Origin of the sequence: Streptomyces longispororuber (assembly GCF_014656095.1) — a bacterium.
Taxonomy (GTDB): Bacteria; Actinomycetota; Actinomycetes; order Streptomycetales; family Streptomycetaceae; genus Streptomyces; species Streptomyces longispororuber.
Genome location: NZ_BNBT01000099.1, coordinates 1 through 20,735, shown reverse-complemented (window position 1 = coordinate 20,735; position 20,735 = coordinate 1). Strand labels below are relative to the sequence as shown.

The 20,735-nt window shown below is 75.6% G+C and carries 11 protein-coding genes; all 11 read right to left on the bottom strand.

Going from position 1 to position 20,735, the window contains the following annotated elements; translation table 11 throughout:
- Positions 1-103: 103 nt before the first annotated feature.
- Complete coding sequence (locus tag IE330_RS25830; protein ID WP_190138519.1) at positions 104-3,205, bottom strand: AfsR/SARP family transcriptional regulator; 3,102 nt, start codon at positions 3,203-3,205, stop codon at positions 104-106.
- 190 nt (positions 3,206-3,395) lie between these two features.
- On the bottom strand, positions 3,396-9,350 hold the full coding sequence (locus IE330_RS25825; protein ID WP_190138518.1) for a non-ribosomal peptide synthetase: 5,955 nt from the start codon (positions 9,348-9,350) through the stop codon (positions 3,396-3,398).
- Between the two features lie 3 nt (positions 9,351-9,353).
- Positions 9,354-12,665, bottom strand: coding sequence for a non-ribosomal peptide synthetase (locus IE330_RS25820; RefSeq protein ID WP_190138517.1), 3,312 nt, complete (start codon positions 12,663-12,665; stop codon positions 9,354-9,356).
- Positions 12,666-12,835: 170 nt separating this feature from the next.
- Positions 12,836-13,057, bottom strand: a complete 222-nt coding sequence (locus IE330_RS25815; protein ID WP_190138516.1) for an MbtH family protein — start codon at positions 13,055-13,057, stop codon at positions 12,836-12,838.
- On the bottom strand, positions 13,054-13,866 hold the full coding sequence (locus IE330_RS25810; protein WP_190138515.1) for a thioesterase II family protein: 813 nt from the start codon (positions 13,864-13,866) through the stop codon (positions 13,054-13,056). Before IE330_RS25810 ends, IE330_RS25815 begins: the two co-directional genes overlap by 4 nt.
- Before the next feature lie 186 nt (positions 13,867-14,052).
- Positions 14,053-14,712: a DUF4097 family beta strand repeat-containing protein gene (locus tag IE330_RS25805; RefSeq protein WP_190138514.1), complete on the bottom strand. Its 660-nt coding sequence runs from the start codon at positions 14,710-14,712 to the stop codon at positions 14,053-14,055.
- A 2-nt stretch (positions 14,713-14,714) separates the two neighbouring features.
- The gene (locus IE330_RS25800; protein WP_229925926.1) at positions 14,715-17,051 is read right to left on the bottom strand and encodes an MMPL family transporter; all 2,337 of its coding nucleotides are present in this window, start codon (positions 17,049-17,051) and stop codon (positions 14,715-14,717) included.
- A gap of 288 nt (positions 17,052-17,339) precedes the next feature.
- Complete coding sequence (locus tag IE330_RS25795) at positions 17,340-17,639, bottom strand: hypothetical protein (RefSeq protein WP_190138527.1); 300 nt, start codon at positions 17,637-17,639, stop codon at positions 17,340-17,342.
- A gap of 19 nt (positions 17,640-17,658) precedes the next feature.
- On the bottom strand, positions 17,659-18,012 hold the full coding sequence (locus IE330_RS25790) for an ArsR/SmtB family transcription factor (RefSeq protein WP_190138513.1): 354 nt from the start codon (positions 18,010-18,012) through the stop codon (positions 17,659-17,661).
- 132 nt (positions 18,013-18,144) lie between these two features.
- On the bottom strand, positions 18,145-19,398 hold the full coding sequence (locus tag IE330_RS25785; protein ID WP_229925925.1) for an MFS transporter: 1,254 nt from the start codon (positions 19,396-19,398) through the stop codon (positions 18,145-18,147).
- Positions 19,399-19,663: 265 nt separating this feature from the next.
- Positions 19,664-20,735 (bottom strand): serine hydrolase domain-containing protein (locus tag IE330_RS25780; RefSeq protein ID WP_190138512.1); only part of this gene is annotated, 1,072 nt, incomplete at its 5' end.

The window sequence follows — 20,735 nt, the reverse complement described above, 5'->3', positions numbered from 1 at the left end:
GGGTCCGGCGCACGGCCCCCGGTCGGCGAGGGACGGAACGGGCGCGCACGGTGCGTGCCTCGTGGCGCGGGCGGCCCGCCCGCGGCCGGCGGCGCGACGGGTGTCAGCCGCTCGCGGTCTCCAGGGCCCGGGTGAGCGCGGCCGGGCGCGGCTCGCTCCCGTCGGCGGACAGCGCCTTTAGGAGCCGCTCGGTGCGCCGCTGCCAGGACGGCGCGGCGAGCCGGCCGAAGGACTCGTGGGCCCGCCGCAGCCGCTGCGCCGCCAAGCGGTCGCCCCGCAGGGCCTCGGCGCAGGCCAGGTCGGTCTCGATCCGCGCCTGGAGAAACGTATCTCCCAGGCCTTCGGACGCGGCGAGGGCCTCGGTGAGCGCGGCCTCCGCCTTGTAGGGGAGGTTCTGCCGCCACAGGGCCTCGCCCAGCGCGCGCAGGCCGTACACCTCGCCGAGCCGGTCGCCCTGGCGGCGGGTCAGCGCGATCACGTTCCGGCAGGCGTCCTCCGCCTGCTGGGGCACGCCGACGCACAGCAGCGCCTCGGCCAGGCGGTAGATGTTCTGCGCCTTGCCGCGCGGCGACCCGGCCTCGTCGCTGGCCTCGACGGCCTTGCGGCACAGCTCGATGCCGCGCTCGCTGTTGCCGCGCTCCAGCTCGATCTGGGCGAGCAGCCCCAGGGCGTGGGCCCGGCCGGAGAGGTCGTCGGTGCGGGCGAAGGCCTCCAGGGCGTCGTCGCAGTGGCGGGCCGCCCCGGCCAGGTCGCCGTGGAAGCGCGCGCACAGCGCGAGGTTGCGCAGCACCATGGCCAGGCCCTGCTGGTCGCCGACGCCGTCCAGGACCCGCAGGGCGTCGGTCAGCAGGGCCTGCGCCTCCTGGTAGCGGCGGCGGTAGATGGCGAGGGTGCCCAGCGAGCGCAGCATGGTGCCCTCGCCCAGGGCGTCGCCCGCCTGGCGGCTCGCGGCGAGCGCGCTCTCGGCGGTGCGCTGCCAGTCCTCGTGGTAGTTGCGCGTCTCGAAGAGCGGCACCGTGTAGGCGGCCAGGCTCCAGGCGTACTCCGCGCGGCCGGTCTGCGCGGCGTGCGTGACCAGGGCGACGAGCGTCTCGCGCTCCGCGTCGAACCACTCCAGCGGGTCGGCGAGCAGCCCGTGCAGCCACAGGTCGGCGGGGAGCGGCGCCTGGGGTCCCGCGGTGACCGCGCCCTTGCCGTACAGCTTCTCGTGCGCGGCAGCGGCGAGGCCCGCGGCCGCGGTGAAGACCCGGTCCAGGGCGGCCTCCCGGGCGGCCGCCGGGTCCTCGACGGCCGAGCGCTCCACCGCGTACAGCCGCAGCAGGTCCTGGAAGCGGTAGCGGGTGGGCCGCCCGGGGCGGACCGGGCAGACCTCGAGGAGCTGGGCCTCCACGAGCTGCTCGATCAGCTCCTCGGCCTCGTGCGGGCCGACGCCGAGCAGCGCCGCGCCGGTCCAGGCGGCGAAGTCCGGCGCGGTGAGCAGGCCGAGGAGGCGGTAGAGCCGGGCGGCGGACGTGGGCAGTTCGCGGTAGCTCATCCAGAAGCTGGCCCGCACCCCGCCGTCGTTGGGGCTGAGCATGTCCAGGCGGCGGCGCCGGTCCTCCAGTTGGGTGACTAGGTGGCGCAGCGTCCAGTGCGGGCGGGTGGCGAGCCGGGTGGCCGCGATGCGCAGGGCCAGCGGCAGCCGGTCGCAGAGGTCGGCGAGCTGGGCGGCCTCGTCGGGTTCGGCCCGTACGCGCTCGGGGCCGACGGCGGCGGTGAGCATGTCGACGGCCTCGCTCCGGCCGAGGCCCTTGAGGTCGATGCGCAGCGCCGCGAACTCGGCGGTGAGCTCGTCCAGCGAGTCCCGCCCCGTGATCAGGACGCAGCAGTCGCCGAGGCCCGGCAGCAACGTCTTGACCTGGGCGTAGGAGCTGACGTCGTCCAGGACGACGAGGATCCGCTTGCCGTCGAGCATGCTGCGGTACAGCGCGGCGCACTCGGGCAGCGTGGCGGGGATGTGGGCGCTGGGCACGCCGAGCGCGCGCAGGCTCTGGTCGAGGACGGACATGGGCGTCACGGGCTGGTCGTGCTCGTGGTAGCCGCGTACGTCGATGAAGAGCTGGCCGTCGGGGAACTGGTCGGCGACGCGGTTGGCCCAGTACACGGCGAGTGAGCTCTTGCCGACGCCGCCGCGCCCGGAGACGACCGCGATGCCGACCGTGCCCGGCTTGCGGCGCCCCGGCAGCAGGCCGTCCAGGGCCTCGATCTCGCGGGTGCGCGCGGTGAACGACGCGGGCGGCAGCGGGAGCTGGGCCGGGACGGCGCGGGCGGCCCACGCGGGCTCGGGCTCCAGCAGGCCGGTGGCGGTCAGGGCCGTGCCGGTGGCGTAGGCGGGTGCGGCGGCCCCGCCGGGGGCGGCGCCGGTCACGGCCGGGGCGGGCGCCGGGCGGGCGGGCCGGGTCGCGCGCCGGCCCGCGGTGTCCTGGAGGATCCGGTTGTGCAGCTCCCGCAGCGCGGCGCCCGGCTCGATGCCGAGCTCCTCGGCGAGGGCGCGCCGCCCCTGCCGGTACACCTCAAGGGCCTCGGCCCGCTGGCCGGCCAGGTGGTGGGCGCGCATCAGCAGCAGCCGGGCCTCCTCCCGCAGCGGGTGCTCGGCGACGAACGCGGTGAGCCTGACCACCACCGCCCGGTGCTCGCCGAGGCGCAGCAGGACGGCCGCGTACTCCTCGTTCAGGCTCAGCCAGGACTCGGCGAGGCGGGCGGTCTCGTGGTCGATGGCGCCGCCCGACAGGCCGTCCAGGGCGGTGCCGCGCCACAGGGTCAGGGCCCGCTCGAAGTGGCAGGCGGCCGCGGCGAGGCGCTCGTCGGCCGCCGCCCTGCGGGCCTCGGCGAGGGCGTCGGACAGCTCGCCGACGTCGACGCGGTGGCCGGTGGCGTTGAGCCGGTAGCCGGGGTGGACGGTGTCGATGAGGTCGGTGACGCCCGCGGTCTCACGGAAGGTCTTGCGCAGGGCGGCGACGCAGATGGCGATCTGGTTGCGGGCCGTGGCCGGCGGCTGGTCCGGCCAGACCGCGGCGATGAGCGTGCTCACGGAGACCACGCGGTCGCGGTGGAGCAGCAGCATCACCAGGACCGCCCGTTGCCGCGCGCTGCCGATGGGTACGCGGTGCCCGTCCGCGTGCACCTCCAGCGGTCCGAGCAGGCCGAAGGACAGCGAGCACGACACGAAGACCTCCCCCCTGAGGCTCCCCTAGCCTCCAGATCTCGCCGTCATTCTGCGTGATGCGCGACGGCGAGTGCAAAGAAGCCGGGGAAACCCACAGCCAGGGTTCATCTTCTCGTGATCTCGGGTGGCCGAGTGTCACGTGGTGGGCGCCGGGCGGGGCCGGGGCCGGAAACCCCGCCCAAGTGACCGCTCAGTAGCCTCCCCACTGCATGAGCAGCGTCGTTTTCTCCTCGCCGCCCAGCAAATCGACCTGGTGCACCCGGGCCGTCAGATCGTCCGCCAGGGCCCGGAAGGCCGAAACCGTACGGTCGAGATAGTCCTCCACTGTGTTGCGGGAGCAAATATCCGGGCGGTGGCCGAGGCGCACGGTCAGGCCGCCGCCGGGCTGGGGCACCGCGACGAGCCGCAGGGGGTAGTGGGTGGCGTCGTCGACGCCGATGCCGGTGAGCCGCGGGCCCCGCAGCCGTGCTGACAGATCGTCAAGGTCGTAGGGGTAGTTCACGAGCATCGTGGTGGTGTCGAAGAGCTGGCCCGTGCCCGCGATCCGCTGCACCTGGGCCAGGCCCAGGTGCTGGTGGCCGAGCAGGCCCGTCTGCTCCTCCTGGACCCGGCACAGCGCCTCGAGGAGCGTGTCGTCGCTGTGCAGTCGCACGCGAACCGGAACGGTGTTGACGAAGAGCCCGACCATCCGGTCCGCGCCCGGCAGCTCCGGCGGGCGACCCGACACCGTGGTGCCGAAGACGACGTCGTCGCGCCCGGTCGCCCGGGCCAGGACCAGCGCCCAGACCGTCTCCACCACGGTGTTCAAGGTCACGCCGTGCGAGCGCAGCGGCTCGGTGACGCGGCGCACCAGGTCCGCGTCCAGCTCGCGCACCGCCTGCTCCTGGAGCCGGGCGGGCAGCTCCGCGGCCTCCGGCGCGATCAGCAGCGGCCCGGCGAGGCCGCGCAGGTGCTCCGCCCAGGCGGCCTCGGCGTCCCGGGTGCCGCGCCCGGCGAGCCACTCCAGGTGGGCCCGGTGCGGCACCGGCCGCGGCAGGCCCCGGCCGGCGGGGTCCGACCACAGGGCGAACAGCTCCTCGACGAGCAGCGGCGTCGACCAGCCGTCCCAGGCGATGTGGTGCCCGGTGAGGACCAGGCGGTGGTGCCCGGGGCCGAAGCGGAGCAGCACCAGGCGCAGCAGCGGCGGCCGGGTCAGGTCGAAGCGGCGCACGCGCTCCTGCTCCGCGATCCGGTCGGCCTCCTTCAGCCGCGCGTCCTCGGCCAGGTGCGACAGGTCGCACTCGGAGAACGGCACCAGGACCTCGCGGTGGACGACCTGCACGGCAGGACCCGACTCCAGGTGGTGGTAGCCCGCGCGCAGCCCCGGGTGCCGGGCGACCAGGCGCTCGGCCGCGGTGAGCAGGGCGGCCGCGTCCAGGGTGCCCTCCAGGTCGAGGCGGACCTGGGTGGTGTAGACGTCGACGCCCGCGTCCCCGTCCTGGCCCGCCTCGGCGGCGTGGAACAGGAAGCCCTCCTGGAGCGCCGTGACGGGCAGGATGTCCTCCGCCGCCGGCACCAGGGCCTCCACGTGCTCGATCTCCTCCTGGGTCAGGGCGAGGAGCGGCAGGTCGCCCGGGGTCCGCCCGCCCGCGCCCGGCTTCCCGGCCAGGGCGGCCAGCTCCCGCAGCGCGTCCGTCCACAGCGCGGCGAGCTCCGCCGCCCGGGCGGGCGTGAGGACACCGTCCGGCGTGGTCCACACCGCGTGCAGCTCGGTGCCGCGCGAGGTGGGGCGGGCCTGGACGTTCACCTCCAGGGCGTGGCGGACCGCCATCGCGGGGTCGGCGCCGTGCGGCAGCGCGTCGGTGGCCACCAGGCGCAGGCCGCCCGCGCTCTCCTCGCCGATCCGGCCCAGGTAGTTGAAGAGGATCTGCGGCGCGGGCAGGGCCGCCAGGGCGTCACGGGTCTCGGGGTCGAGCCGGCGCAGCGCACCGAACCCGGCGGCGGGGGCCGCGCGGAGCTGCTCCTTGACCCGCTTCACGGCCCGCGCCGGGTCGGGCCCGGCCGCGGTCAGGCGCACCGGGTGCACGTCGGTGAACCAGCCGACCGTGCGCGCCAGGTCGTACGCGCCGTCCCGGCCGTGGCTCTCGACGTCCACGAGCACCGCGTCGTCGCCGGACGCGGCCCCGGTGCGGGCCCTCCAGGCGGTGACGGCGCGGGCGAGCGCGGTGAGCAGCATGGCGTCGGGCCCGGCGTGGAACGCGGCGGCCACCGGGCCCAGCAGGTCGTCGGCGACCTCGGCGGGCACCACCACGCGCAGGTGGGACGCGGTGGCCGCGGTGTCGCCGGCCGGGTCGAGCGGCCGGGAGCCGATCAGCGGGTCGGCCGTGCCGAGCACCGCGGCCCAGTGGCCGGCGTGGTCCCGGTGGGCGCCCGTGCGGGCCCGCCGGTGGGCGTCGCGGGCCCAGGTGCGGTAGGACACCGGGACGGGCGCGAGGTCCGGGGCGGCCCCGGCGGCGCGGGCCCGCAGCGCCTCGGCCAGGTCGGGCAGCAGGGCGCGCCAGGACACCCCGTCGACCATCAGGTGGTGCACGCAGAGCAGGAGCCGGTCCGGCGCCCCGGCGGGCAGGCCGGTGAGGCGCACGGCCTGGAGCGTGACGCCCCGGGCGGGGTCGAGCCGGTCGCGGGCGGCCTCGGCGACCGCGGTGACCTCGGTGTCCGGGTCGGCGCCGGGGGCGAGCCGGACCCGGGTGAGCCAGGGGCCGGGGTCGACGGCGCCCGGTGCCGGGATGTCGTACGAGGGACCGGTCCCGTCGTGGACGAGCCGGGCGCGCAGCAGGTCGTGCCGGTCGACGAGGTCCCGCAGCGCCGCCACGAGCACCTCGTCACTCAAGGGCCGTACGTCGTCCGGAAGTTCGACGAGCACGGCCTGGTGGAACCCGGCGAAGGAGCCCCCGCCCTCGACCAGGGCCAGCGCCAGCGGGGAGAGCGGCGCCCGGCCGAGCCCCGCGCCAGGCGCCTCCACGGGGGTGCCGTCCGTGACGGGCGTGGTGTGGGGGGCGAGGGTTTCGGGGGTGCGGTGGGTGAAGAGGTCGCGGGCGGTGAGGGTGTAACCGGCCTGGCGGGCGTGGGAGATGACCCGGAGGGCGAGGATGCTGTCGCCGCCGAGGTCGAAGAAGTTGTCGGTGACGGCGACGTGCTCCAGGCCCAGGGCGTGGGCGAAGGCGTGGACGAGGGCGGTCTCCGCGCCGGGGGCGGGGGGCCGTCCGGTGCCGGTGGCGGCGGACTGGACGGGTGCGGGCAGGGCACGCCGGTCGATCTTGCCGTTGGGCGTGAGCGGGAGGGAGGCGAGCGGGATGATCGTGGCGGGAACCATGAACTCCGGGAGCTGCGCCGCCAGTTCGGCGCGTACGGCCTCCGGGTCGGCCTCGGCCCCGGTGACGTAGGCGACGAGGCGCTTGGTGTCGCCGTGCTGGTGGACGACGGTGACGGCCTGGGTGACGCCGGCGCAGGTGGTCAGGGCGGTGTCGATGTCGCCCAGTTCGATGCGGAAGCCGCGGATCTTCACCTGGGCGTCGGTGCGGCCCTGGTAGTCGAGGGTGCCGTCGGGGCGCCAGCGGGCCAGGTCCCCGGTGCGGTACATGCGGGTGCCGGGGGCGGTGTAGGGGCTGGCGGTGAAGCGCTCGGCCGTCAGGGCGGGGCGCCCCAGGTAGCCGCGGGCCAGGCCTGCTCCGGCGAGGTACAGCTCGCCGGTGACGCCCACGGGCACCGGGCGCAGCGCCGCGTCCAGCACGAACACCTGGCTGTTGGCGATGGGCGCGCCGATCGGCACGGACGCGGTGCCGTCCGCCGCGCGGCACTGCCAGGCCGTGATGTCCACGGACGCCTCGGTGGGCCCGTACAGGTTGTGCAGCTCCACGTCCGGCAGCGTCAGGAAGAACTGCCGCTGCGTCTCCGGGGAGAGCGCCTCGCCGCTGCACACCACCCGGCGCAGGCCGGTGCAGCGGGCCGCGGCGGGCTCGGCGAGGAACGCGGCCAGCATGGACGGCACGAAGTGCACGGTGGTGACGCGCTCCCGCTGGATCAGTCCGGCGAGGTACGCGGGGTCGCGGTGGCCCTCGGGCCGGGCCACGACGAGCGTGGCGCCCTCCAGGAGCGGCCAGAAGAACTCCCACACGGACACGTCGAACCCGGCGGGCGTCTTCTGCAGGACGCGCTCGCCCGCGGTGAGCCGGTAGCGGTCCTGCATCCAGGCCAGGCGGTTGACGATGCCGCGGTGCGGCACGGCCACGCCCTTGGGGCGGCCCGTCGACCCCGACGTGAAGATGACGTACGCGGTGTCGGCGGGGCCCGCCGGGCGCCGCTCGCCGCCGGTGAGCCGGTCGTCCGCGTACGCCGACAGGTCCAGGGCGTCCAGGTGCAGGACGGGGCCGTCGGCGGGCAGCGCGGCGGCGGCCGCGGCCGTGGTGAGCGTGCACACCGGGCGGCCGTCCTCCAGGATCTGCGCGATGCGCGCCGCCGGGTAGTCCGGGTCCACGGGCAGATACGCCGCGCCGGTCTTCAGGACCGCGTACAGCGCGACGACCAGGTCGAGGCTGCGGGGCACCGCCACCGCCACCAGGCGGTCCGGGCCCGCGCCCTCGGCGAGCAGCCGCCGGGCGAGTCGGTTCGCGCGCGCGTCGAGCTCGCGGTAGCTGAGCGCGGCGCCCTCGAAGACGACGGCGGTGGTGTCCGGCACCTGGTCGGCGCGCTCCTCGAAGCGGGCGATCAGGGTGGTCCCGGGCAGCGGGGCCGCCGTGTCGTTCCACGTGGCCAAGAGCAGCTCGCGCTCCTCGGCGCCGAGGACGTCGACGGTGCCGCTCGGGGTCCCGGGGCGGTCCGCGACGGCTTCGAGCACGCGGACGAGGCGCCGCAGCAGCACCTGGGCCTGCTCGGCGGTGACGACGTCCGGGCGGTGGCCGAGGCGCAGGTCGAGGCCGCCGCCGTCCAGGGTCGTGGCGAGGCGCAGAGGGTAGTGCGTGGAGTCCTCGACGCCGTACCCGGCCAGGCGCAGCCCGCTGCCGGACAGGGGCGCGGCCAGCGCCTCGCGGTCGACGGGGAAGTTCTGGAACACCGTGGTGGTGTCGAACAGGGGGCCGCCGCCCGCGGCGCGCTGGATCTCGGGCAGGCCCAGGTGGTGGTGGTCGATGAGCGCGGCCTGCTCGGCCTGGAGCCGGACGAGGGCGGCCAGGGGCGGCTCCCGGTCGTCGACGCGGACCCGCACCGGGAGGGTGTTCAGGAGCATGCCGACCATGCGCTCGACGCCCGCCAGCTCCGGCGGGCGGCCCGAGACGGTGCCGCCGAGGACCACGTCGGTGCGGCCGGTGAGCCGGGACAGCAGCAGCGCCCACGCGTACTGGACCGTGGTGTTGAGGGTGACGCCGTGCGGGCGGCCGAGCGCGGCCAGGCGCTCCACCACCGCCGCCGGGACCGCGGCCCGCGCCTCCTCCTGGAGCACCGGCGGCAGGTCCGCCGCGCCCGGCGCGTACAGCGTCGGCTCGTCGAGCCCGGCCAGCGCCCGCGTCCACGCCGCCTCGGCGGCGTCGCGGTCCTGGGCGGCCCGCCAGGCGAGGAAGGACCGGAAGGGCACGGCGGGCGGCAGCGCGGCGCCGTTCCCGGCGTACAGGGTGAACAGCTCGGTCAGCAGCACGGGCACGGACCAGCCGTCCCACAGGATGTGGTGCGCGGTGAGCACGAGCCGGTACCGCTCGGGGCCGAGGCGCAGCACCGCGAACCGCAGCAGCGGCGGCCGGCGCAGGTCGAAGCCGCGGGCGCGGTCGGCGGCGGCCAGGCGGACGGCCTCCGCCTCGCGCTCGTCCTCGGGGCGGCCGGTGAGGTCGAACTCCTCGACCACCGGCGCGACCCGGGCGTGCACGAGCTGGACGGGACGCTTCAGGCCCTCGTGCCGGAAACCCGCCCGCAGCCCGCTGTGCCGGGCGAGCAGCGCCCCGGCGGCGGCGCGCAGGGCCGGGGTGTCCAGCGGGCCTTCCAGGTCCAGGCGGATCTGGGTCGCGTAGACGTCGGTGCCGTCGGGGCCGTCCTGCGTGGCCACCAGCAGGAACCCCTCCTGCAGCGGGGTCAGCGGCAGCAGGTCCTCGATGCCCTTGGGAAGCTTCCGGACGTTGGTCATCGTTCAGTTCCCTGCTTCCACGGGGGCCGCGTCCGGCCCTTCGGCGTCGAGGTCGGCTTCCAGGGCGAGCTCCGCGAGGTCGAGGTCGAGGTCGAGCTCGACCTCCAGCGCGGCGAACTCGTCGTCGTCGAGCTCGATCAGCGGTACGTCGAGCGGCACGGGCTCGTCCGGGATGTGGGGCGTGGTGTGGGGGGCGAGGGTCTCGGGGGTGCGGTGGGTGAAGAGGTCGCGGGCGGTGAGGGTGTAACCGGCCTGGCGGGCGTGGGAGATGGCGCGCAGGGCGAGGATGCTGTCGCCGCCGAGGTCGAAGAAGTTGTCGGTGACGCCGACGTGCTCCAGGCCCAGGGCGTGGGCGAAGGCCTGCACGAGGGCGGTCTCCGCGCCGGGGGCGGGGGGCCGTCCGGTGCCGGTGGCGGCGGACTGGTGGGGTGCGGGCAGGGCACGGCGGTCGATCTTGCCGTTCGGGGTGAGCGGGAAGGCGTCGAGCGGGACGATCGCGGACGGGATCATGAACTCGGGCAGGTGCGCGCCGAGTTCCTCGCGTACGGCCTCGGTGTCGAGGTCGGCACCGGCGCCGGAGCCGCTGTCACCGGTCACGTAGGCGATGAGGCGCTTGGTGTCGCCGTGCTGGTGGACGACGGTGACGGCCTGGGTGACGCCGGTGCAGGTGGTCAGGGCGGTGTCGATGTCGCCCAGTTCGATGCGGAAGCCGCGGATCTTGACCTGGGCGTCGGTGCGGCCCTGGTAGTCCAGGGTGCCGTCGGGGCGCCAGCGGGCCAGGTCCCCGGTGCGGTACATACGGGTGCCGGGGGCGGTGTACGGGCTGGGCACGAACCGCTCGGCCGTCAGACCGGGCCGGCCGAGGTAGCCGCGGGCCAGGCCCGCTCCGGCGAGGTACAGCTCGCCGGTGACGCCCACGGGCACCGGGCGCAGCGCCGCGTCCAGCACGAACACCTGCGTGTTGTCCAGCGGCGAGCCGATCGGCTGCTCGTCCGCGACGGGCCCCTCCGGCAGCCAGTGCACGGTGGCGAACGTGGTCGCCTCGGTCGGGCCGTAGCCGTTGCCGAGCCGCACGTCCGGGCAGTGCTCGCGCACCCGGCGCAGCGCGGCCGGGGACACGGCGTCGCCGCCCGCGAGGACGGCCCGCATGCCGGTGAAGGCCGCCGGGTTCTCCGCCGCGACCAGGTTGAACAGGGCCACCGTCAGGAACGCCGCCGTGACGCCGTGGCCGCGCACCAGGGCGGGCAGCGACTCGGGCGTGATCTCGGCGGGGGCCACGACGACCCGGCCGCCGTTCAGGAGCGGTACGAACATCTCGTACGTGGAGGCGTCGAAGGCGTGCGGCGCGTGCATCAGGACGGCCTCGTGGGAGCCGTCCCGCCAGCGGCCGTCGAGGGCCAGGGCGGCCACCTCGCGCTGCGGCACGGCCACGCCCTTCGGCGTACCGGTGGAGCCCGACGTGTACATCACGTACGCCAACTGGTCCGGGTCGACGGCGAGGCCGAGGTCGCCCGGGTCCTCGGGCCGCTCCGGGAGCGCCCCCGGGACCTGGACCACCCGGACGCCGCCGGGCAGGCCCTCGACGGCCGGGCGGTCGGTGAGCAGCAGCGGGGCGCCGGTGTCGGTGAGGACGAAGGCGCGGCGCTCCGGCGGGTAGGCCGGGTGCAGCGGCACGTACGCGCCGCCGGTCTTCAGGACGGCGAGGACGGCGACGACGACCGCCGCCGAGCGCTCCATGAGCAGCGCGACCGGGGTCTCCCGGCCGGCGCCGAGGTCGCGCAGGCGGTGCGCGAGGACGTTGGCGTGGGCGTTGAGCTCGCCGTACGTCAGCTCGCGGCCCGCGCCGGTGACCGCGACCGCGTCCGGGGTGCGGGCGGCGCGCTCCTCGAAGAGCGCGGCGAGCCCGGCGGAGGGCAGCGGGCGCGCGGTGTCGTTCCAGTCGTGGAGGACGCGCCGCAGCTCGTCGCCCGGCATCAGGTCCACGGTGTCCAGCGGGACGTCCGGGGCGTCCACGACCCGGCGCAGGAAGTGCAGGAAGCGCTCCTGGACGGCTTCGAGGTCGGCGCCCGCGTAGCGGTCCGGGTTGCCGTCGACGTCGACGCGCAGGCCGCTGCCGTCGCCCCGGTCGTACACGGCGACGGACAGGTCGTCGACGGGGCCGAGGCCGAGGTTGTGGGTGACCGCGCGGTGGCCGCCGAAGGACAGCTCGTAGTCGAAGGCCATGATGTTCACCACCGGTCCCACCAGGCCGAGTTCGCCGTCGCCGCGGCCGAGGTCCCGGCGGATGTCCTCGTACCGGGTGAGCTGGTGCCTCAGCGCGGCGCGGGCCTCGCGGGACACCCGGGGCGTGAGGTCGGCGAGGCTGTCGCCGTGCTCCACCGCGACGTGCAGGGGCACCACGTTGGAGCAGAGCATGGGCGTGGAGCGCAGCTCCGGCGTGGTGCGGCCGGTCACCGGCAGGCCGAGCACGACCTCGCGGCGGCCGGTGGCGCGGTGCAGGAAGGCCGCGGTCACCGCGATCAGCAGCAGCGGCCAGCGGGTGCGGAGTTCGCGGGCCCGCGTGGCGAGCACGCCGGTGAACTCCGCGGGGAGGTGTGCCGTGCGGCGTACGTACACCGCCCCGGGGTCGGCGGGCACCGGCGCGCCGGTCGCCATGGTGTCGCTCAGGCGCACCGGCTCGGCCGCGTCGCGCAGCCGCTCCCGCCAGAACTCCCGGTCGGCGGCGGCCTTCTCGCTCGCGCGGTACTCCGCGTCCGCGTCGAGCAGCCGGGCCAGCGGCAGGAACGGCCCGATGCCGTCCTCGGCGGGGGCGCCCCCGGCCAGGGCCGTGTACTCCGCGGCGATCTTCCGCGAGACCAGGGAGCCGCCGTAGCCGTCCATGGCGATGTGGTGCATGCGCGCGTAGTAGAAGTACCGGTCGGGCGCGAGGCGCAGCAGCGCGAACGCGCCGAGCCCGCCCACCGCCAGGTCGATGGGGCGCTCCAGGTCCCGGTGGATCCAGGCCAGCGCCTCGGCCTCGGGGTCGGCGCACCCGCTCAGGTCCCGGTGCAGGAGCGGGGCGGTGGGCTCCTCGCCCACGCACTGCCACAGCGAGCCGTCCGGGTCCTGCACCACCTTGTGCACCCGCAGGGCGTCCGAGTCGGCCATGAGCCGGTGCCACGCCGCTTCGAAGAGCGCGGGGTCCACGGGGCCCTGGATGTCCAGGTACTCGGAGATGGTGTAGGCGTGCCCGGTGCGGTCGAGCCCGTGGGCGAACCAGATGCCGGTCTGCGCCGCGGACAGCGGGAGACGGGTGAAGGACGCTGCTTCGGACAAGGTGCTTCTTCCCCTGGTGAGTGGCTCGGCGGTGGGTGGCTCGGCGGTGGGTGGCTCGGCGGTGGGTGGTGGGGCGGCTGCCCGCCGGGGCGCGGTCCGGCGGCGGTGCGGCCGGTGCGGTGTGGGGCCGGGTGCGGTGCGGGTCGGCGCGGGTCGGGTGCGGCGGGGGTTCAGGCCGCCGGGGACACCCGCGAGGAGCGGGGCCGCAGGTCCGTCCAGTGCTCCTCGACGTACGCGGCGCACGTGGCGCGGTCGGCGTCGGCGAGGACGGTGGTCCAGCCCTCCGGTACGGCGATCGCGGCGGGCCACAGGGAGTGCTGGTCCTCCTCGTTGACGAGGACCAGGAAGGTGGCGTCGGGGTCGTCGAACGGGCTGGTCGCCGCGGTGCTCATCGGCCGCCTCCGGCCGGGGCGGGGGACGCGGCCGCCGGGGCCGTGCCCGGCACGTCGGCGTCGAGGCGCGCGACGAGGAGGCCGGCGAGCTGCCGGGCCGCGGTCTCCAGGTAGAAGTGGCCGCCGGGCAGCGCGTGCGTGTCCTGGCCCGCGACGGTGTGCCGCGCCCACGCGCGCGCGTCCGCGGGCGTGCAGGACGCGTCCTCGTCGCCGATGACCACGGTCACCGGGCAGGCGAGCGGCGCGCCGGGCGTGTGGGCGTGCCCGGCGATGAGCCGGAAGTCGGCGCGCAGCACCGGCAGCACCAGCTCGCGCAGCTCGGGCTCGTCGAGGAGCTGGGCACCGGCCCCGCCGAGGGCGCGGATGTATTCCATGGCGGCCTCGTCGTCGGCGAAGGTCAGCGCCCGGCGGGTGTCGACGTGCGGGGCCTTGCGCGCCGAGGCGAACAGCCGCACGGGCGCGCCGGGGTGGCTCGCGCGCAGCTTCCTGGCCACCTCGAAGGCGACGGTGGCGCCCATGCTGTGGCCGAAGAACGCCGTGGGCCGGTCCAGGGTCGCGGCGACGGCCCCGGCCAGCTCGGCGGCCAGCTCGTCCAGGGTGTCGGGCACCGGCTCGCCGAAGCGGTCCTGGCGGCCCGGGTACTGCACGGCCGCCACCTCGACGGTGTCCGGGACGTGCCCGGCCAGCTCGTGGAAGGCGCTGGCGGCTCCGCCCGCGTGCGGGAAGCAGATCAGGCGCAGGCGCGCGGCGGGCCGGGGCCTGAACACCCGGAACCAGGCCGCGCCCGCGGCGGCGTTGGCAACAGTCATGAGCGTGGAACCCTTTGCTCGGGGCCGAGAACGGCGAAGTCCCGGACGGAAGATCCGTCCGGGACCGTACTGTGCCTGCCGGGCCTATATTTTTTCAGTGCGCCGGGTGCCGGGCGCCCGGCCCCCGAGGGTGCGGCCGGAGGCGCGCGGGGCCGCCCCGCCGCGGGTCGCGCTCGGTGGCCGCGGTCAGGTGGCGGTGACCGTCACGTCGCCGCCCTCGCTGCGCGCCGTGATCACGTTGCGCGCGGACTTGTCGTGGGTCACGCCGACCTTGCGCTCGCCGCCGGCGGTCTCGGCGGTCACCGCGTACGTGCCGCCGGGCACCTTCACCTCGACGTTGCCGCCCGCGGTGTCGGCGAGGACCCGCTCGGGCCTGGCGGCGAAGGCCAGGCTGATGTCGCCGCCCGCGGACTTGGCGGTGATCTCGGCGGCGAGGCCCTCGCCCTTGACGTCGCCGCCGGCGGTCTCGGCGGTCACGGTCAGGGAGCGGGGTATCTCCAGGCGGTAGTCGACCGAGCAGTCGCCGGAGTCGCAGCCGCCGTCGGTCAGGTCGACGGTGCCACCGGTCGCGGAGTGGCTGGTCTTCGGCTTGCCGTCGGTGTACCGGAGCGTCTCGGTGACCTTGACGGCGGTGCCGTCGGTGGTGGCGACGGTGATGTTGCCGCCCTTGCTGGTCACCTCCAGGGCCGTGGCCTTCTCGGTGATCTCGTACGAGGTGCTGCTGGTCTTCTTCTCCTCGCCGGTGGGGTCGCACGCCGTGAGGGCGAGCGCGGCGGCGGAGACGGTGAGGGCGGCCGCGGTGAACTTCCTGGCGCGGGCTGCGCTGTTCTGGTGCATGCGCTTCATGATCAGGCATTCCTCGTCAGTGCGGGAGTCCGCTCGGCGGCCTCGGTGGGGGTGGTGGTCGCAGGGGTTCCGGTGGCCTCGGGGTCGTCGGACGCGGCGGCATCGGTAGCCGTGGCGGTCTCGGTCTCCGTACCGGTGGCGGTGTCGTCCGCCGGGGCGGGGCGCCTGCCCCAGGCCCGCTCGCCGAGGAGGGCGAGCGCGGCGGGGAAGAGGACGCCGCGCACGAGGGTGGCGTCGATGGCGATGGCGGCGGCCATGCCCACGCCGAGCATCTTGTAGTCGATGCCGGAGAGCGTCGCGAAGAGCGCGAACACCGCGATCATCACCACGGCGGCGCTGGTGATGACGCCCGCGCTGCTGCCGACGCCGTCGACCACGGCCTGCTGGGCGCTGTCGCCGCGCAGCCAGCGCTCGCGGATGCGGCTGAGGATGAACACGTGGTAGTCCATGCTCAGGCCGAACAGGATCACGAACATGAACAGCGGCAGCCAGTTGACGACGCCGCCGAAGGAGTCGAAGCCGAGCGGCCCGGCGAGCCCGCCGTTCTGGAAGCCGAGGACGACGACCCCGTACGCGGCGCCGATCGACAGCAGGTTGAGCAGGACGGAGACCACGGCGACGAGCGGCGCGCGGAACGCGGCGACGAGGATCACCAGCGCGAGGGCGAGTACGAAGCCGATGACCCAGGGGGTGCGGCCGTCGAGGACCTCGGCGAAGTCGTGCAGGCCCGCGGTCTGGCCGGTGACGGCGTAGTGCAGCGACCCGGCCCCGGCGAACGCGGCGGGCAGCGCCTTCTCGCGCAGGGCCTTCAGGGCCTCGGTGGAGGTCTCGTCGGTGCCGCTGCCCGCGAGCGGGACCTTGACGCTGAGCACGTCGCCGACGCGCTGGGTGGTGACGGGCTCGCCGAGCAGGTCGCTCCTGGCCGCCTCGGCCCGCAGCGCCCGGACGGCCTTCTCGGCGCCGGCGCCGGTGGCGCCCTCGCCCCAGACGACGACCTGGGCGGGGGCGGGCCCGCCGGGGAAGGCCTCCTGGAGGCGGACGCCCGCGTCGACGGCGGCGATGCTGCGCGGCAGGGAGTCGATCTGGCCGGGCTGGCTGAGCTTCATGTTCAGCGCGGGCACGGCGAGGGCGGCCAGGGCGAGCAGGGCGATGCCGCCGAGGACGAGGGGGCGGCGGACGACGGCCCGGGCGGTCGCCGTCCAGGCCCGGGAGGAGCCGGCGGCGGTGCGGGAGCGGCCCAGGAACGGCACCCGCAGCGCGTCGACCCGGCGGCCGAGCAGCGCGAGCGAGGCGGGCAGGACCGTGACGGAGCCGAGGACGGCGAGCCCGACGACCAGGATGGTGCCGACCGCCATGCCGTTGAAGACGTCGACGCCGGTGAGGAACAGGCCGGCCATGGACAGCATGACCGTGATGCCGGAGACGACCACCGCGTGGCCGGAGGTGCGGGCGCTGATCCGCAGCGCCTCGCGGGGCAGCTTGCCCGCGGCCCGCTCCTCGCGCTCGCGGCGCAGGTAGAACAGCGAGTAGTCGACGCCGACCGCCATGCCGATGAGCAGGACCACGGAGGAGACGGTGCTGTTGGCGGGGATGACCGTGCCGACCAGGCCGAGCAGGCCGAGCGCGGCGAGGGTCGCGGTCGCGGCGAGGAGCACCGGCACGGTCGCGGCCACCAGGGCGCCGAACACGAGGACCAGGATGACCAGCGTCACCGGCAGGGAGAGCGTCTCGGCCCGGGCCAGGTCCTCGTCGGCGGCCTTGTTGACGGCCTTCGTCAGGGACAGGTCACCGGCCATGGCGACGCGCACATCGGGGTGCGCCTTCTTCACCCGCTCGACCTCGGCGGTGACCTCGGCGAGCCGGGCGTCGGCCTCGGCCGCCGGGCCGGGGACGGTGAAGGTGACGAGCCCGGAGCGGCCGTCCTTGGAGACCAGCTCCTTCGCCGCGGCGGCGCCGTCCAGCGGTGAGGCGACGTCCGTGGCGGCGCCCTTCGCCCCGCGCAGCGCCGCGGCCACGTCCTTCGCGGCGGCCTCCAGGCCGCGGCTGCCGGTGAACCTCTCGTCCCGGTCCACCGCCTCGACGAGGACGTTCTCGCGGTAGGACTCGTCGGTCCGCTGCTCGCGCAGCACCTGCTGGGCGCGGCCGGACTCGCCGGCGTCGGAGGTCTTCGCGCCGCTGCCGGCGGCACCGCCCGCGAGGACGGCGAGGACGACCAGGAGGAGCCAGCCGCCGATGGTCTTCTTGGCGTTGCGGGCCGACCAGCCGGCGAGGCGCTCGGTGAGCGGACCGCGGCGCTGCCGCGCCCGCCGCGGCGGCGTGGGGGGTGCCAGGGTGGGCATTACAGTGTCTCCTGCCAGTGGAGTGCGTTCAGGTGTCGGACCTACGACGCAGGCGCCATCGACCGCCCCGGCCTTCGGTTCCTAGGCCTTGCCGGGGTGGTGGGGACAACGGCGCATGCGCTTCAGCGCGCTTCTCGGCTCGGCCGCGCGTCCGGGTTGCCGCCCGGCGCGCGGTCCGCGTACGGCTCAGGGAGCCGGTGTCACGCGCTCACTCGATCGCGAGAGCACGAGATCCCTCGATCACGAGGTCCCTCGATCCGTCGCTCACGCGAGTGCTCGCTCACGCGCTCACTCGATCTCGCGCATCATCCGCTCCATCGACGTGACGGCCTTGCGGGCCTGGGTCAGCTCGTCGGTGGTGCGGCGCTGGATCTCGACGTTGTCCTCGAGGAGCTGGGCGTACTTCCTCGCCAGCTCGCGGTACTGGTCCTCGCGGGCGGCGAGCATCCGCGCCCGCCAGGTGGCGGCTATCTGCCAGACGACCACGATCAGGAGCAGGCACACGCCGCCGACGGCGAGGGCGCCGGTCGGGTCGCTGTCCCAGCCCTGGGCGAGGGTCACTGAAGGCGTCGGGAAGTCCGGGGACATCGGCGACATCGGGGCAACCTCACTCACGTTCTTTTCCTTGTCCGCTCTCGGCCCGGTCGGTCAGGGTCCGGGTCGCTTCGGCGATGCTCTCCGGGGTCAAGTCCAGTGCGAACCGGGACACTTCGTAGTACTTCACCGTCTGTCCGCCCGTGGTCTCCTCCAGCGAGCCGGACACCAGGCCGACCGCTTCGAGGCGCTGGAGGTGCATGTGGAGCAGTGGGCGGCTCATGCCGAGGTCGCGGGCGAGCCTGCTGACGTAGTTGCGTCCGCCGGAGAGGGCTCCGACGATGCGCATCCGATGCGGATTCGCCAGCGCCGCCAGGACCTTGAGCAGCTCGTTTCCCGTGAGGGCGGGAACGTTGGTCACGTTCATCACCGCGCCCCCTTCCGTGTAAGAAAAACCTTACGGCCCCTCCCGACGGCCTGTCAACGATCTCTGACATCCCTGTAAGAAGTTTTTTATACCCCCGTCAGACATTGCTGACGGCCTGGGCTCCGTGCCTGGTCAAAGCTGTTCCGGCGGCCGTTTGATGACGGGTGCGGACAGCGCCACGGCGGTCAGGACGGTCATGCCGATGGACACCCCGAGGACGGTCGTACGGGTGCCGAACGCGGCCAGGAGCGCCCCGCCGAGGAGCGCGCCCAGGGAGTTCAGGCCGGAGCCGACGAGGGTGAACACGGAACTGACCCGCCCCTGGAGCGCGTCCGGGGTGACCTGCACCTGGTGCACGCCCGCCGCGACGTTGAGCAGCGCGCCCGCCGCGCTGGTGCCCGCGCCGAGCGCGCCGAGCGCCACCGGGTGCCCGACGAAGCCGACCGCGCACATCAGGGTCGCCCACAGGGCCATGGCGAGGACGAGGATCTCCTGGATGGGGAAGCGGCGCATGAACCACGGCGCCGCCATCGCGCCGAGCACGCCGCCCGCGCCGCCGAGCAGGCCGAGCACACCGACCATGTACGGCTCGTAGCCGCCCTCCTTGATGATCAGGACCAGGGCGAGGGCAAGCACCTGGAAGGCCAGGTTGCTGCCGCCGACCAGGAGGATCGCCGCGCGCATGAACCGCTGCCGCCACACCCAGGCGACGCCCTCGGCGATCTCGGTGCGCAGGGCGCGCGGCGCCGGCCTGTCGGTGTCCTGGAAGTCCTTGCGGATCGCCGACAGGGTGAGCAGCGCCACCAGGTGGGTGAGCGCGGCCACCCCGAACGGCAGCCACCGGAAGGCCGTGAACAGGACCGAGCCGAGCGGCTGGCCCAGCAGCCCCGCGGCCCGCCCGCGCGCCTCGTTCTGCGCGAGCGCCGCCGACAGGTGGCCGGGGTGCACGACGTGGCGTACGGCGGCCCGCTCGGCCAGCCGGTAGAGGATGACGGCGGCGCCCTCCAGAAAGGCGGCCGCCATCACGTGGTGCACCCACAGCCGCCCCCCGGCCAGCGCCACCACGAGGCTGGCCATGCTCACCAGGCCGACCAGGTCGCAGCCGAGCATCACCCGGCGCCGGTCCCAGCGGTCCACCAGGACCCCGGCGGGCAGCAGCAGGAGGAGCTGCGGCAGCAGCGCGGCGAACCCCACGAGTCCGGCCTGGGCCGGGGACCCGCCGCTCCACAGCACGAGCAGCGGGTAGGCGGTGGCGGCGACCCGCGTGCCGAAGAGGGAGGCCCCGGCGCCGGTCCACATCAGCCTGAAGTCCCGGTTGCGGCGCAGCGGGGGGACGGGCTCCGTCCCGGTCACGGCCGGCGGGGGCGAGGGCGTGGTCGAAGGCACGTGGGCTCCTGGCTCTCTTGCTTGGCGGGTGCTTCTGGGGTGCTTCTGGGGTGCTGCTCGGGTCTCGGCGGGTACGTCTCGGGCGCTTGGCGGGTGCTTGTCGGTGCTTGTCGGTGCTTGTCGGGTGCTTCGCTGGCGGTCCGGCGACGGGTACGGGGGCCGCGCGGCACGGGCGGCGGCATCGGCGGGCCCGCGGGCGGCGCGGCCCACGCAGCGCGGCCCGGCCGACCGGAGGGGTGCCGGTCGGCCGGGCCTGGAGGCGCGGTCAGTCGGTCTGGGCGGCCGCCGCGACGGCCTTGACCACCTGTTCGCCCCCGTCCCCGTTGGTCAGCACGACGAGCCCGGTGCCCGACCGCAGCGCGGCCAGCGAGACGCCGTGGTAGCCCGTCGGGGTGCCGCCGTGCCCGAACTCCGTGTCGGCGCCGGTGACGTCGACGACGGTGCCGAGCCCGTACAGGCTGTCCGGCGCGGCTGCCAGCAACTGCGCCGCGGTGTCCTCGCGGAGCAGCGCGAGCGGCCTGCCGAGCGCCGAACGCCGCACCTCAAGGGCCACCTTGGCCAGGTCGGCGGGCGTCGACCACAGCCCGGCCGCCGCCGCGTCGGGCCGCACGCGCCAGCCGCCGTCGAGCACGCGGCCCTCGGCGTCGTGCCCGAGCGCGACCGGCTGCCCGGCGTGGTCCGGGAAGTCCTGCGCGAAGCTGCTGTCCCGCATGCCGAGCGGGTCGAGGACCAGGCGCCGCATCAGCGCGGCGAACGGCTCGCCCGTGGCGTCCTCCAGTGCCTGCTGCACGACCACGTAGTGCGCGTTGGCCTTGCGGAAGGCGCTGCCCGGGACGGCGCCCCGGGTCACCGGCGGCACCTCCGGGTCGGCCGTGCCGCGCAGCAGGTCGAGCAGCGCGGGCGCCGCCGCGGCCGGGTGGAAGCCGTTGCCCGGCGTGGACGACAGGCCCGAGCGGTGGCCGAGGAGCTGCCGCAGCGTGACGGGCTGTTCGCCCGCGCCGCCCGGCACCCGCCAGGACGTCAGGTACGTGTTGACGTCCGCGTCCAGGTCGAGCACGCCGTCGTCGGCCAGGCGCAGCACGCCCAGGGCCGTGACGTGCTTGCTCAGCGACCCCGTCTGGAACGGCGTCGCCGGGGTCAGCGGGACGCCGTCGGCCGCCGCGCCGTACGCCTCGACGGCCACCAGCTCGCCGCCGTGCAGCAGGGCCAGGCCGACGCCCGGGACGCGGCACCGCTCCATGGCGCGGCGCACCTCGTCGGCGTCGGGCACCGCCAGGGTCCCGCCGAGGCGGCCGCCGCCGCGCGGGTTCGCCGCCCCGGCCTTCTCGGCGGCCTCG